At 55.1% G+C, this 14,481-nt stretch carries 11 protein-coding genes; 2 read left to right on the top strand and 9 right to left on the bottom strand.

Annotated features, from left to right (window positions below; genetic code table 11):
* Both RMSM_RS14665 and RMSM_RS14660 read right to left on the bottom strand, forming a co-directional pair.
* Nucleotides 1–745: hypothetical protein (locus RMSM_RS14665; protein ID WP_144057657.1), on the bottom strand; the 745-nt coding region annotated here is incomplete at its 3' end.
* Nucleotides 746–930: 185 nt separating this feature from the next.
* Nucleotides 931–3,336 (bottom strand): serine/threonine-protein kinase, encoded by a 2,406-nt coding sequence (locus RMSM_RS14660; protein ID WP_008697483.1) that lies wholly within the window; start codon nt 3,334–3,336, stop codon nt 931–933.
* Nucleotides 3,337–3,744: 408 nt separating this feature from the next.
* Here RMSM_RS14660 and RMSM_RS14655 point away from each other — a divergent pair, with 408 nt between their 5' ends.
* Entirely contained in the window at nt 3,745–4,779 is a 1,035-nt protein-coding gene (locus RMSM_RS14655) for a hypothetical protein (protein ID WP_008697479.1), read from the top strand.
* A gap of 109 nt (nt 4,780–4,888) precedes the next feature.
* Nucleotides 4,889–6,064, top strand: coding sequence for a hypothetical protein (locus tag RMSM_RS14650; RefSeq protein ID WP_008697477.1), 1,176 nt, complete (start codon nt 4,889–4,891; stop codon nt 6,062–6,064).
* A gap of 77 nt (nt 6,065–6,141) precedes the next feature.
* Here the strand turns inward: RMSM_RS14650 and RMSM_RS14645 are convergent, their stop codons facing one another.
* The 7 genes from RMSM_RS14645 to RMSM_RS14615 all read right to left on the bottom strand — a co-directional run bounded on the left by RMSM_RS14645 (nt 6,142) and on the right by RMSM_RS14615 (nt 14,478).
* Nucleotides 6,142–7,275 carry an ABC transporter permease gene (locus tag RMSM_RS14645; protein WP_008697476.1) on the bottom strand — a complete coding sequence of 378 codons (1,134 nt, stop codon included), beginning with the start codon at nt 7,273–7,275 and terminating at the stop codon, nt 6,142–6,144.
* Nucleotides 7,276–7,289: 14 nt separating this feature from the next.
* Nucleotides 7,290–7,979, bottom strand: a complete 690-nt coding sequence (locus RMSM_RS14640; protein WP_008697475.1) for an ABC transporter ATP-binding protein — start codon at nt 7,977–7,979, stop codon at nt 7,290–7,292.
* Nucleotides 7,980–8,021: 42 nt separating this feature from the next.
* Nucleotides 8,022–9,578: an efflux RND transporter periplasmic adaptor subunit gene (locus RMSM_RS14635; RefSeq protein WP_008697473.1), complete on the bottom strand. Its 1,557-nt coding sequence runs from the start codon at nt 9,576–9,578 to the stop codon at nt 8,022–8,024.
* Nucleotides 9,579–9,661: 83 nt separating this feature from the next.
* On the bottom strand, nt 9,662–10,174 hold the full coding sequence (locus RMSM_RS14630) for a hypothetical protein (protein ID WP_008697471.1): 513 nt from the start codon (nt 10,172–10,174) through the stop codon (nt 9,662–9,664).
* A 38-nt stretch (nt 10,175–10,212) separates the two neighbouring features.
* Nucleotides 10,213–11,367 (bottom strand): ABC transporter permease, encoded by a 1,155-nt coding sequence (locus RMSM_RS14625; protein WP_008697469.1) that lies wholly within the window; start codon nt 11,365–11,367, stop codon nt 10,213–10,215.
* A 214-nt stretch (nt 11,368–11,581) separates the two neighbouring features.
* A complete protein-coding gene (locus tag RMSM_RS14620) occupies nt 11,582–11,953 on the bottom strand; it encodes a hypothetical protein (RefSeq protein ID WP_144057656.1) in 372 nt (123 codons plus the stop codon).
* Between the two features lie 200 nt (nt 11,954–12,153).
* Nucleotides 12,154–14,478: a DUF5060 domain-containing protein gene (locus RMSM_RS14615; RefSeq protein ID WP_008697465.1), complete on the bottom strand. Its 2,325-nt coding sequence runs from the start codon at nt 14,476–14,478 to the stop codon at nt 12,154–12,156.
* Between the last annotated feature and the right edge of the window lie 3 nt (nt 14,479–14,481).

Below are 14,481 nucleotides of genomic sequence, written 5' to 3'. Positions count from 1 at the left end.
GATCAGACCGGGTGAATCGGCAATGGCTTGATCGGCGGTCGCTAAGATTGCTTGGCAAATTTCTTTTTCGCTGCTCAGGATCCTCGATCGTGACGACGCGTCGCAGTTGTTGCGTTCCGCGACACCACAATTTGATGCTGCTAAGCGAGCCGTTAGGGGCCAACTCGATCGCGTTGCGAAGGTTATCAGGAAAAGCATCGAACGACTTCATCACATCGGTACGGGCGCTGATCGCTGCGGCGATAATCGACGAGTCGGCATCCGGAAGTGAAATAACCTTTGTTTCAAGTGGCGAATCGTCTTTCGAGAGCACCAGTTTTATTTCGGAAGGCGAACGCCATTGGCAACATACGATCAAGTCAATGTTGTGCTGCTCGGCCACCGAGCGGGCTGCATCAACCGTATTGGCGTCGGCAAACAAACGGTCCGTGGTGGCGGTATCGACAAGCACGAGTTGGTCTGAGAACCGCATCCCCTCACGCACGAGCGTCGCAAACACACTGAGGTCACTCGGAGAGTCTTGTGTGTTTTGAGATTCAGAAATCGCCACCACGGCGATCCGCTTTTTACCTTCGAGACTCTCTTTGGCGAGGTTCTTCGCTTCCTCGCTCGTTGCCAGCGAACGAAAATCGGTCCACGCCGGTCCACGACTTAGCCGAGCGGTTCTTGGGCGACTAGGGCTGACCGACGGAGTGATCATCGTGCTGGCAATCGTGGCAGCGACCAACAATTGATGAAATAGCATGTTGAATGGTCCAAGCATCGAGGTTCGGGATAACAGTGTTTTTCATAGCGGAGCGGCGCGAGCCGCCCGGTAAATTTCAGTTTTTATAGCGGAGCGGCGCAAGCTGGCCGATAAATTTCGAACGTTTTACTTGCGGCAACCGGGCGGCCCGCGGCTCACCGATTTTTGTTTTCGAATGACATGTCTCAGGAGACGTCAACCGTATCGAGCTGTTTTAGCGTCTGTTCTGCATTCTGGCGAATTTCGTCAGCCCAATCGAGCGTTTCATTAGTGTTGGGTAGCGTTTCGATTGCCTTGTGTAGATTGGCTTCAGCGACCGCTGGTTTGCTGGACACGAGTGATGTTCCCAGGGCCAAATAAGCTTGGGCAGCACAACGGCGAAACGAAAGCTGCACTGAATTTTGCAGCAACATCTGGTCGGCCAATTTTACGGCACGTTCGTACTGAGAAATCGCCGCATCCACATCGCCTTGATCGATCAGCAAATTTCCAAGTCCGGTCAACGCCAACACCTGACGTTCTTTCAATTGCGGAATCGCAGGGTACTTTTCGACCATGCCTGAAAAGAACTGGATCGATTCAGCGAACAATGATTTTGCGCCGTCGATGTCGGCCACGTCCAACTGAAGATGCTCGGCATAGTTTCGCAGCAACAACGCGTATTCTTTGGCTGCCGCAATATCATTCGGGTCACGAGTCACCAGCCAACGGGCTTGTTCGATTGCATCTTGATAGCGATCCGCGATCCGCTTGTCGGTGGTCTGGGTAGACCACATTAATTCCAATCGTCCCAACGCTTCGTTGTTGAGTGCACGCGTCAATTCAAAACGAATCTCGCGATTCAATCCAGGCTCGATTGACTTGTCCATCGCATCTCGTAGCGAACGGCTTGCTGATTCGAATGCCTCGACGGCGGGCAACCATCGCTGTTCGTCAAACGCGATCACCCCTTTTTGGATCATCGCTTGTCCACGCAAAAGCAGTGCATCGGCCGAAGTGCGTGAATCGATCATGACTTGATCCACTATCGGCATCGCTCGGGTCAACGTGGTGGTGGCCGCTGCGGTGTCGCCCTGGTCGGCATGCAGACGACTGCTTTCGATCATCACACGTGCCAACATCCTGTGGTCCTGCTTGGTGTCCAATTCTTGCAAGATCTTGCTGGCATTTGAAAGCGAAGCCAGAGCGTTAGGGATGAGCCCGAGTTCGCGTTGCACTTTGGCAAGCTCCAATGAGACGGCCGCCGATTCGCGGCGCAGTTCGGGTTCACGCGATGGGAACTCCGCCATTCGTTGATAGGACTCGGCGGCGTCGGTGAGCAATTGTTCACGAACATCCGTCGCGTCGGGGACTTCTTTCAGCCGTTCACTGGCTCCGGTAAGTAAGCGGTCGGTGGCTTGACGAGCCAATTTGTACAGCTCCGTCGCTTCGCCGCGTGCTTGCTGTTGTTGTTTGCGTGCCTGGTTGATGCGGTGGACGGCAAATAAACTTGTCAGCGTCAACAGGATCAGCGACACCGTGGCCCAACGCACGAACGTTTCGTGTTGACGTTTCCATCGGTAGAGACGTTCCAGTGGAGATTCTTGATAAGCCGACACCGGTTCGTCATCGAGCCATCGCTGTAGATCGTCTCGAAGCTCTCCCGCACTTTGATAGCGATTTTCTCGCAATCTCGAAATCGATTTAGCAGCAATCGCGTTGAGTGAGCGAGGCGTCGACGTTTGGACCTCAATGGCCGCGGGGATCGAGCCCGATTCGATCGCTTTGAGTGCCTGAGTCAGACTCATGCCTTTGCACGGCGGGTTGCCGGTCAGAATCTCGTACAGCATCGCCCCGATGCTGTACAAATCCGACCGGCTGTCGATGTCCTGGATTCGTCCATTGAGCTGTTCGGGGGGCGCGTAAGCGATTGTCCCCATCGCAGTACCGACACGCGTGTCGTCAAGCTTGGAACTGCTGACCGAGACGGGCGATTCGGGCAGCGGTTCCGTCGCGGCGGGCGTGGACTCGTATTCGACTTCGCTGCTTCCCGTGGTTTTCGCCAGCCCCCAATCGATCACTAGTGTCTCGCCGTAGCGGCCCAGCATCACATTGTTCGATTTCAAGTCGCGGTGCAGCACGCCGCGGCTGTGGGCATAATGCAGCACGTTGCATACGTCGATTAATCGCTGCAGCAGTTGGCGCAGCCGTGGTCCGACAAACGATTCCTTGCCTGCCGCGACTGCTTCGTGAAATTGTTTGATGTGATTCCGCAGCTCGCTACCGGTGATCAAACGCATCGCGTAATACGGGCGTCCGTTCACTCCCGTGCCCATGCTATAGATCGGAACGACGCCAGGATGTTCGAGCAGCCCGGTGACTTCGGCCTCGGCACAAAAGCTGTCGCGATGCCGCGGATCGTCCGCACACTGCTCGCGGATCTCTTTCAACGCGACTTCGCGATTTAGCTCGGTGTCAAAGTAGATCGAAACGACCCCAAGTCCGCCAACGGCGAGGGCGCGGCGAAACTGATAGCGGCCTCGATTTTCGGTTTGCGTCTGACTCGGTTGGGTTTGGAACGGGTCTTCACCGTCCATCGTTTCAGCGTTCACAACGGATTCGGGCTAAGTGGGGGTGAAAATGGCGGGCGACGAACCCGCCCACCTTGTTTTGGCGATTGTACATGATTTTCGATTTCAGCGTGGTTGCCCGTTGTCGTCCTAATCAGCCCGATTCATCGTTTTTGCGATTGATCATCAGCCAGTCGGCGTTGCGTCGATGGTCTCAAATCGATCACGCAATCGAACCCCTGCCGGTTCGTTCGCTTTGTTTCCCATGACGACAAAACAGAGAGCGGGGAATTCGAATGGAGAAGCAAATTTTGATTGGATCGTGAGAGGGTTCGGCGCGCGAGTTGCTTTTCACTTCACCTCGTACAAGTGTTCAATCAAAGCAGCAGAACGAGTTTTAGGTCTCTGCTTTCTCCCCTCTCCCCATTTTTCAACTCAGGTACAACTAACATGAGACAACTACTTACTGCCGCAGCTTGTTTGGGTGCTCTTGCCGCAGGCGCCGTCGTCGGAGCACAAGATATCGCCGGCAACGCCGCTTCCCAAGTCGGAGGTGCCTTGGATCGCGCTGCGGGACAAGCACAAAATGCAACCCGAAATGCAGTCAATGGTGTTCGTAATCAAACCAATGCTGCCGCTTCGCAGGCTGGCAATCAAGTCGATCGCATCCAAGGTGCTACGACTGATGGTTGGAACAACGGAGGCACCCAGCGAGGTGTCGTCAATGGTCAAGTCGGTGTCGATGGCAGGGCCAATGTGAATGGCCAAAATGGCGTCAATGCGAACGTCCAGTCGTCGCAATCGATCAATGCACAAAACCGAGCGCGTTTCAACGGAAACCAACAAGGATCGGTTGGTGTCAACAACCAAGGAGCCTACTACCACGGTCAAAACCAACATGGTTACCAAGGCCAAGGTTATGGCTACGGCAACGCTTATGGTCATAGCTACGGAAACGCCTACGGCGGCCAAATCCACGGCCAACATGGTCAAGCTTATGGCCAAACGTATGGCCAAGCGGCCTATTCAAGTGGGTATGCTGGTTCGAACGGCTACATCGGTGGTCACTCGACAACCGGTGCCGTTCACACCTTGCGTCATGATGCAAGCGGTCGTGAATATATCTGCGTCGGCGGCCAACGTGTCTATTTTGACAATGCTGCGACACAGGGCGATAGCTATCGCGCTGGCTACGGAAGCTACGATCAAGGTAGCGATTCGGTGAACACGCCGCAGCCAATGCAAGACAACGGAACTCAGAACCGTGACGAGGAATTCGCGGCACCTGCTCGCCCTGCTGCCGATTTGAATGCGGACACGAATGTCCAAGCCGGCGCCGAAGCTTCCACCAACGTGGATGCTGGAAATGCCGACGCTAACCTCGACGCTGCAGGTGCCGGTGCTGGAAACGTCGACCAAAATGGTTCGGCGGACCTTGAAACCGGTGTCCAAGCCGCTGCGAAAGTCAATGGAACTCAAGAATAACGCAAATTCTAACAGTTCAATCTAAGCAATCGTCCGGGCTGTCTTCACTGAAGATGGTTCGGACTTTTTTATTGAGAATATCACATCGCAAATTAACAAGGTCTGGAATATGAAAACGCTAAAACATGCTTTGCTATTGAGTGCTGCTGTCACGACGGCGCTGTCGTCAATGCCGGTCGAGGCCCAGACGCAGCGGGCACTGGAACGTCGTGCTGAACGAAACGCACGCCAATTACAACGGCAAGCCAACCGCGCTGACTACTACTCGGCGGGGACGTGGCAAGATCTCAATCCTTGGATTCGGCAAAACGGAGTCGCTCCGTTGGCACGCGCCGCCAACGCGATTGGCCAAACCGTGGATGCCGCCACTCGGATCGGGGATGGGCAATTTGGGTATCGAGACAAAACCGCGCAGAACACTTGGTTCTACGACTACTACACCTATACGCCCACCTATTACACTCAGCCGACCGAAGGACGCTATGCCGGCGCAATTCGGTATTTTGATGCTGACAACGACGGCGTCTACGATTCGCGGTCCTATTACCGCGACAGCGACGCGGATGGACGCTACGACGAATACGATCGCTATGATTTCTACAGCAGTGGGAATGACGATGCGAGTGTTCAAGTCGAGGTAGACACAACCGCCGGGGATGAACGTCGCAATGCGGATGCTCGCAATCGTGATACTCGCGCCAACCATGCACGTGATACGTATCGCGGACCTGAGGATGCGCGTCGCCACAATGTCCAAGGCGAAATTGCATTCGTCAAAAAAGCGGAGGTGAATGGCAACGAAAACCTATTGGTGGGGATCCAAGAGGAAAACGAACGTACTCTCGCGATCGATCTAGGACCCGCCGATGCACTCCGCGGCAAACATGTCGAAGTCGGCAGCATGATCGAGGTGGTGGGAGTATTCGAAACGATTGGTGAGAAACAGTTGTTAATCGCCGATAGTTTTCAAGTCGAAGGCGGGCAGATGTTCGAGGTGGATCGGGCCGCCGGCTTGAATCTGACCGGTGAAATCGTCGACATCAAGAGTACGCCGATTGGTTCGGCGGACCACTACATTGCGGTGGTCTCGATCGATGGCGAGCGTCAACTGGTCGACCTGGGGCCGACGTCCACCTACAAATTCAAAATCGAACCTGCGACCAAGGTCACCCTCCGCGGATTCCCCGTGCGAGCAGCTGAACACCGTGTGATCTTGGCAGAACAGGTGCAGATCGCCGGCCAAACCTTTGACATCCAAACGCTCTCGACATCGAATAACCGATAACGCATCGTGCTGCGTCGAGAGATCTGAATCAACGCCAACGCGGTTGCCATTTTTTGATGGTAACCGCGTTTTTTTATTTAGTCTTGTCGCAGTGCGTTGACGATCGGCACGGTCGCCGCTTGCACCGCCGGGGCGATTCCCGCCGCAATGCCGACGACCACCGCGACAAGGCAGCCGGTGACCGCCAAGCCAATCGATGGCCGAAATGCGATCGTTGCGCCTTCCGCACCAATCGCAAATCCGCCCCATGCCAACGCCACAAGCGCGACAAGCGTGCCAGTGGTTCCCCCGACAAGACACAATAACGTGCTTTCGGCTAATACCAAACGCATCGCTCGCAGCGGACGCACGCCGATGGTTTGCAGCACCGCGTACTCTTTGATGCGATCTTGCACACTCATCACTGTCGTTGTGGCGACAAGCGACAATACCAACCCGACACAAGCGTAGCCGAGCCAATGTGCAAAGCCGATCAAATCGACTAAATCCGACAACGTGCTCGCCTGGAACGCTCCTTTGCGACGCGTCTTCGTCGCGACCGAACCGGCGCGAAGTGTTTCGTCGATTTCCGCGGCAACCCGGTCGGGGTCGGCATCGTCGCTCAATAAAACTTCGTGCTGCGTGACCAATCCCGCAGCATCCAACCCGCGAGTGTACTGCAGGAATGCCAAACTGGTGTAGATCAAGTTCTCTTCGGATGGAACGGTCGATGCGAAGATGCCTGCGACCTTGACGGAGATATCCCCGATCGAAAACTGGTCACCGATTTTCAATCCGCGACGCTGTGCGACATTGCGACCGACGATCGCCGCATCGCGTTGCGTTGCAAATTGTTGCCAACTGCCTTGGATCAACGACAGCGGGCGCGTGGCTTGAATCTGCGCGGGATCGGCTCCGTTAAAGACCACAATATCCAAGCTCGCACGACAATTATTTGTCCATACTTGAATTGGCATCACATCGCGGACGCCGGGGATTTCTTTGATCCTGCCCGAATAGTCCTCCGGTAACCGGCTGGTGGTGGGACAAAAACGGTTCTCTTGGAACACGATCAAGCTACGATCGGCATCCGTGCCGCTGGTCAGCCGCTGCAAACCTTCTTGCACAGAACCCACAAAACAGAACACGAACATCGCCACCGCAGCACCCGTCACGGTCAACAGCGTTCGCGTGCGATGACGCCATAACGTTTTTAGAATGTAAGAAGTCATTAGGCAGAAGTCCGTTAAGAGTTCGTAGGGGCGCTTTCCAAAAATTTGCCACGATCTAAAACGAGTTGCCTCGATGCAATTTTCGCAGCATCGGTATCATGAGTGACCATCAACATCGTGATATCGAGTTCTTTGTTGAGTCGCTGCAGCAGGACTTGGACCTGTTCACTGGTTTCCGTATCGAGGCTGCCGGTGGGTTCGTCGGCAACGACGACTTTTGGGTGTGCGACGATCGCACGGGCGATGCCGACGCGTTGCTCTTGGCCGCCGGAAAGTTGACGTGGGTAGTGGTTGGCTCGGTCGCTCAGCCCCACCGCTTCCAAAGCCAAATTGACTCGCTGGCGACGCTGAGTCGAGGTGAGTTTCAAAAGCAGCGTGGGCAGCTCGACGTTCTCGTATGCCGTTAATACAGGAATCAAATTGTGCGTTTGAAAGATGTATCCCAAGTTGGCGGCACGCCAATCCGCAAGTTTGCTGCGAGACAATTTTGTAATCTCCGTTCCATCGACCACGATCGTTCCCGAGTCCGGGCTGTCGATGCCGCTGACCAGATTCAATAGCGTGCTTTTGCCGGTGCCGCTCGGTCCCATCAATGACACGAACTCACCCGATTGGACATCCAAATCAATGTCGTCCAGTGGTGTGATCGTCTCGTCGCCTTTGCGAAAGCTTTTGCATACGCCTCGCAGTTCCAACAATGCCATCGTGCTCTCCGTCGTTTTGCTGCTGTGTCGTTTTTTTCTGTGTTATTGTTCGATCGAAGGTGCGTCGCCGGTAACGATCACAGGTTTGCCCGGTTGTAAACCATCCTGTCCCGTGGCGATCAGTTTGTCGGTCACATTCAATCCCGACTGAATTTCAATCAATCCGTCGGCAGCTGGGTTGCCGGTCTCAATGCTTCGCCGCTGGGCGCGTTGATCAAAATCGACAATCCAGACAAACGATCTCTCATCGCTCGATTGAATCAGTCGTTGCGGGGCAAACACCCGTTCGCTCTGTATGATCTCGTCATTGGATACGGCAACGATCGGTGCCAGGAATGTTGTCGTGACCAACATTTCGGGGCTGACGGTTGGCGGAGGATCGATCAGTTCGACCTTTACCTCTAACGTGTTTTTTTGAATGTTCGCTGAACTTGTCATTTGCAGCACACGCCCTTGGATCACGCCGTCGGAGGAGGCTGTTTTGATTTCGACGCTTTGGCCGCGAGTCACCATCGGGACGTCTTCGAGTCGTACGTCGGCTCGGACTTGCAGCCGCTCGGGGTCGTACATCTCGACCACCGTACTGCTTCCTTGACCGGACGAACCATCGATTCCGGTAACTCGAGTTCCGGGCGAGGCGACCAGACTGAGGATACGTCCATCCATCGGTGCCAGCACCGTGTTCCGCTGGAGAGTCAACTCGGCTTGTCGTAGTCTCAGTTTCGCTTCGTTTCGCAGCCCGATTGCCGACGCCACCTTGGCTTCCGCCTCCTGTAATTGTCGTGTCTCTTCGACCAACAACTCGAGCTGCTGTTGCAACGCATCCACTTTGCCTTGCAATGCTTTGACCTCTTGCTGGATGTTGGGCCCACGTTGCTGCAGCTCGTGTAGATTCGCCATTGCGGCTGCATACTCGCTTTCGGATTGCTGAACGATACGTCGAGCGATCGCCTCTTCAGCAGCTCGTTTTCCCTGCATGCTGCTGAGCGAAAATTTGACTTGGGCTTGGGCCGCTTCGATCAAGAACGGCAATTTCGCCAGCTCGGTTTGGGCCTTGGCCAACCGGCTCTCGGCGTCCGACAAGGGAACCTGCAAGTGGACCGGGTTTTGTAAGCGAATCTTTGCAGCATCCCGTTCGGCAATCGCCCGATTCAGTTCGCCTTCGCGGATGGCGAGCGAATTCTTGGCTTGTTCGACAGCAAGCTCGGCGTCGATCGCAATCAAACTCGCAATCGGTTCACCCTTGCTCACGCTTTGTCCTTCGACCACCAATAGTTCTTCGATGACTCCGGATGCGAGTGCGGCGACACGGATTGCGGTGGGGCGTGGTTCGATCCAGCCAGCGGCCTGAAACAACGGCGTTCCCGAAGGTTGCAGCTCGGTTCGCTTGACGATCACAGGAACGACCGTGACCGCGTGTTGCGGCAATAATCGTCGTCCGGCGGCTGCGCCGATCAACATCACGAAGCCAACCAGAATCCCAATCGGCACCCCATACCGTGACACCCATCGCTTGCGCGAAGTGTGCGCCGCTGTCGTTTCACCGCGAGGTGAACGATCCATGGCGAGTTGGCTGAGATCAAGTTGGCTGCGGGTCATGTTTGCAATACAGGTGTTGTGGGAGTTGGGAGTTGGGAGTTGGGAGAGCTCTGCTTGCTCCCCCTCTCCCCTTCTTTTTCTTTCTACTCAGGTCGGACGTAGACCTTGCTCGCTGCGACGGTCAAGTTTCCTTGGTCGTCTCGCTTCGCAGTCCCTTGAACGACGACCGTCGATAGCTCTTTTACGTTCAACAACTCTCTCGCGTCGCTGGCGACTGGTTTACCGTTCTCGTCAACGACCTTCACGGTGGCGATGTTGTCTTTGACCGCGTTGGTTTCACAACAGTAGTCCCACGGAGTCGGGCAACCTTCATCCGGAGCACAATACGGAACTTTGGCGTCGACGATCGTAAACGCGGCTAGCCCTTCGACAAACGGTTTGCTCGATCCACCGATCAGTCCGACCAGCGTGACGGACTGGTCATCTTCGACACTTTGCCGAGCGTCGCCGACCGCCATCGCACCTTCGGGTTCGGTGGCGCTAATGAATTGCGACTGCTCCGCTGCATTCCCATCCTGCGTCGCTGCTGTTTCGGTTGCGGGATTGCAACCGGCGATGAACAAACAAAGACCTACAAAACTAAACATCAATTTCATTTCAAACCTTTCGATTTCTTTGAAAAAACAAACACTTGTTAAATGGACTTCAAACTGGTCGCGACCTCGGCCTTCAGTGCCTTGATCGCGGGCGGCAATGCTCCGAGCACGCCTAACATCAAACCCACCCCACATCCGATCAGGATGGCCACACTATCGATTCGCAGCGTGAACGCCCCCATCGTGAATCGCACGGCCATCCCGTTGAGCATCGTCAGGGCCAAGGCTCCTGCCAACAGCGAACCCGAAGCGGCCAGCAATACGCCCTCTTGAATCAAACTGATCAAGATTGCACGTCGCCGAAATCCAATTGCTTGCAGCGTCGCCAGTTCTCGGACGCGACCTGCCACGGCGCCGTACATCATGTTCAACCCGGCAAAGATTCCCGCGGCGGAAACCAGCACGACAACAAACCACGCCAGCAAACGGACCGGTTTGTAGTGTTGCTGAAGCGCTGCGTAGTAGTCGGTTTCGCGGATTGCCCGCAGTTCCAAATCAGTACGTTCTTTGCAAAACAGCTGTACTTCCGCCGCGGAGCTTCCGGGGGAAAGTAGCATCGCAACCAAGCTTAGATCTTGGCGTTTGGTTGCGATTTGAAAGTCTTCGAGATCGCACCAAATTTCGGATTCGTACGCGGCACCTTCCGCGGCGAATTGACCACTGATTTTCCAAGTTTGGCCTTCGAATTCGATTTGGTTTCCCACGCTCAACGCATCATCAGAACTGCCAAGTTTTGCAGTGGCCAACCGACCCACGATCACTTCTCCGGACTGCGGCCAATCACCATCGATCAATTTGACGCTTCGGCGAACAAGCGGGGCGGTCGATTTGACGCCACGCACTAGCCCCAACCCGCCCGCGCCGTCTTCGGTTTTGACGCGCGTGCCCAAATATAATTCCGGTGAGACACATGTGACCCCAAATCTCTGCGCGACGCCGTCCAAGCTGGCGACCATCAGCGATGGGGTGCGTGCGGCGATCGATGAGTTCTCGATGTTCTCTTCTGAGTTCACCGAATACACCAATACCACGTTGGGGTCGCCGCTGACCGCCAGCGACCGTTCCAGTCCACGAATGAATCCAACGACGACAAACACCAGCATCACGACCGTTGCCAGTGCAACGAGCGTTAATGCGGTACGCAGTGGCCGCCGAGCCAGATTGCGAACGCCGTATTCCCAGGGAAGTAGCATGTTGGGTCGTGATGGTTCAGGGTGAAGGTCATGGCTAGCAGTTGAGCGCGAGCTCAATGCCATTTGCTTTCGTTGTGGGACCGCGCCGAGTTCCTGATGTTGCAGCAGCAAACGTTGGAATCCTGGCGAATCCCACTACTCGAACATCACACGGTCGAGGATCACTGTGTGAGCCTCGTATCTCGTGGCAGGCGAGATCAGAAAGAGGGTCGAATCAAATCAACCAAGATTGGTGCGCAATTCGCGCAGCGCGACCGTAAAGAGAATATTGGCACGAGCTTTGACGCTCAGCGGTGTCGACGTGGCTCGGCTCGGCGACGGTGATTTGCAGAACCGAAATCCAATCGACGATCATGCTTGCTGTGTCGGGAAGTTCGACACCCGATTCGAGCACTGCGCCTTCGCAAATGCAATTTGGACAATCGCACTCACTATCGGACGATTGATTCGTGCGATCCGATGTAGGAGCGTCCTCGGCATGAGAGCAGCACGAACACACGGTCGGTGCGGACTCGTTGCCCCCCGCTGCATTCGCATCACACGAAAGACAACGCACTGGACACGCCACCAAAAGGGCGATCAGCATGACGGCAAAAAGAGGGCTCTTCATCCTTTTCAGTCTAGTCACGTGTTTCCAACGCAGCAAGAGCAGTCTCGTTGAAGACTTGTTTCTGAACCCTCCCGGCATTGCCGGGAAGGTGAAATCAGGAAGGGCTCATTTCATTGCCAAAGGAGTATCCTTGGGCAAGGGGCGGAACCCGGTGACTGGCCGGAAGCCTATCCCACTTATTGCTTTCGCACCACGACGGTCCAGTCTTGCTCTTGGTCGCTTGGAGCTTTGCCAAGATTGACTTTGCTGCCGCCGCTGACTTTTTCGACTGATCCGTTTTGTAGCGAACCGCCGCTTCGTGGATTGAACCACTGGACCGAAAAGTCGCCTTTGACGTTGCGGAGGTCAAGGTCGACGGTGCCACCGTCGCACAGATAAACCACATAGGTTTGACCAGCTTTAGCGAAACAGAAGTTCGTATTTTTGTGTTTCGCGTTGTCAACCAACGCATCGTGGTTGGACATCTGCCAAAACGGGATGTCGTTGTCGTGGAAAAAGTTCAAGGCGATACGGCAATAGTCCCAGCTCTGATCACGGCTTCGCCAATCCTCGCACACCAGATCGTTCTCGGCATAGGCATAGCCAAAGTAGTATTCCACACCGGCACCACCGCCCATCAACGTGCCCCACAAGGTTTGCTTGCGGACTTCGTGTTGGGTGTACGTCATCTTGCCCTTGCTGTCGCGGCCGTCGAAGCCGCGGTAGCCCAGATCGGGGCATTGCCCGTGGGCCGCAGTTCCAGATTCGTCAAACGCGACGACCCACGGTTTCCCTGCTGCCCGTGATTTGTCGACCCATTTTACCGTTTGCCAGTGCGTATCGTGGATTCCACTGTTTTGAAGTGACACCCCGGTCAGCGCCGATTTGTTCCCAAGCAATGGTTCGTACTGAGAATCCTGTTGATTTGGGAATGTGTGTACCACTCGGTTGTGATCGTAGGCATCAAACGCGTCGATGTACGACAACATCGCGTTGAGCTGCTCGGTGGACTGGGTGTTCTCTTCGCCTAGATTCCAATTGAGCGCCAAGTTGTGAGCAAAGCGGGCAATCAACTCGCGGCAATACAGTTTGCGTTGAACGCCGAGGTCGCCGCCGTCGAGTGAGGTAGGAACCTTGTCGTCGTTTTCAGTTTCTTGCATCTTGAAGTGCAAGTACATTCCTTTGGCGGTGCTGTGGTCAAACACAACGCCCCATTGATCCAGTTTGCTACAGTCATAGTGCAACTTGTCGTCGCGTTGGATGAAGGGCCAGACATTGTCGCCGTCGCCGCCCGCGTTATAGGTCAGGAACGAAAACGCGTTGCAGCCTTTGCCGGAAAGATAGTTAATTGCACCGATCAATCCTTTGCCCTTGCCGTCTTGCCACGTTGGGTCACCGGATTTCCAGTCTTTGATGTGGGGAGCCCATGTTTTCAGTGGCACCTTGGCCGGTTTGCCTGCGACGGTGTTGTCAAAGTCGGCATAGCCGAGCAGCGTTTCAGGAGCATCGGCACCCGCCTTTAAGAAGTACTGTTTGCTTGAAGCAAATTGCAAGTAGTGCTTGCCGACATAGTTTAGGCGTCCAAGTCCACGCAAATCGCGGCCTTGCTTGTCGCTTTTGGCAACACGAAGCCGACCCGATTTGCCGTCGTACGGTGACAAAGCAGCGCCCGCCGGATCGGTGTCCAGCGCCGCCAATGGACCTTGCCGAAAGGAAACCGTGTAGGTCCACTCGCCGGTGCGGTCGGGCGCGAAATGAACGCGCCATGTTGTGCCTGATTCTGCCGATGTTTCGCCAGCGTTTCCGTCAGCGGCAAAGTAGCCAGGGACGGTATAGGTCGTTCCGTCGCTGTGTTTGAACGCGACCATCATTGCGTAGTCGGTGAACGGATTGGGCGAATTGTCTTGCTCGTGTGCGAACGGGCCTTGCAAATCCAACGTGATCTTGTGCCACTGTTTCGTTTCGCCTGAAACCGTCACGCTGGCGTCGCCGTCGGTTCCGCGAGGCAGAATTAGTGGCAAGTTGCTGACGGGTTTGGTCGGGCTGCCTGTGGATGCGACCGTTTGTTTGTCTGCTTTCGCTGCTTGCTTGGCGAGATGTGGTTTGGCTTGTTTGCGAGTCTCGGCGTCTGCGGGAGTAAACGTGATGCCAGCCCATCGAGCACGTGAAAATTCCTTGCCGTCTTCGCTACCTGTGGTCGCTTTGATCGTGATGATCGCGCCATCGGTGATCGCGACGTTTTCCCACGTTTTGCGGTACTTGGCGGCATCTTCGGCGGTTTGGTTGCTTAGCACCGTGGTGAATTCGCCTACCTGTTCTCTATCCACTTCAACGCGGTACGTCGACTTGCCATCGTTTTCGCCGATCGCATGCAGTGTGATGTCATAGGTCCCAGTGGGAAACTGGAACGTGGTGTTCGCAGTCGCCTGTTTGCGTTGATCGGGGTTGATCGCTAACCATTTGTCACGGTCGACGTAGAACGTATCGTTTTGAACGTCGAATGATTTCGCAGACAGAAACAATCC

This window comes from Rhodopirellula maiorica SM1 (assembly GCF_000346295.1).
GTDB classification, from domain to species: Bacteria; Planctomycetota; Planctomycetia; order Pirellulales; family Pirellulaceae; genus Novipirellula; species Novipirellula maiorica.
The sequence above is the reverse complement of the archived record's forward strand: the minus strand, read 5'-3'. Positions and strand labels throughout refer to the sequence as shown.

What these genes read in the sequence shown, in the direction of transcription:
- RMSM_RS14620 (WP_144057656.1), bottom strand. Translation starts at nt 11,953, where the DNA reads ATGCTGATCGCCCTTTTGGTGGCGTGTCCAGTGCGTTGTCTTTCGTGT.
- RMSM_RS14630 (WP_008697471.1), bottom strand. Translation starts at nt 10,174, where the DNA reads ATGAAATTGATGTTTAGTTTTGTAGGTCTTTGTTTGTTCATCGCCGGT.
- RMSM_RS14640 (WP_008697475.1), bottom strand. Translation starts at nt 7,979, where the DNA reads ATGGCATTGTTGGAACTGCGAGGCGTATGCAAAAGCTTTCGCAAAGGC.
- RMSM_RS14650 (WP_008697477.1), top strand. Translation starts at nt 4,889, where the DNA reads ATGAAAACGCTAAAACATGCTTTGCTATTGAGTGCTGCTGTCACGACG.
- RMSM_RS14645 (WP_008697476.1), bottom strand. Translation starts at nt 7,275, where the DNA reads ATGACTTCTTACATTCTAAAAACGTTATGGCGTCATCGCACGCGAACG.
- RMSM_RS14625 (WP_008697469.1), bottom strand. Translation starts at nt 11,367, where the DNA reads ATGCTACTTCCCTGGGAATACGGCGTTCGCAATCTGGCTCGGCGGCCA.
- RMSM_RS14635 (WP_008697473.1), bottom strand. Translation starts at nt 9,578, where the DNA reads ATGACCCGCAGCCAACTTGATCTCAGCCAACTCGCCATGGATCGTTCA.
- RMSM_RS14655 (WP_008697479.1), top strand. Translation starts at nt 3,745, where the DNA reads ATGAGACAACTACTTACTGCCGCAGCTTGTTTGGGTGCTCTTGCCGCA.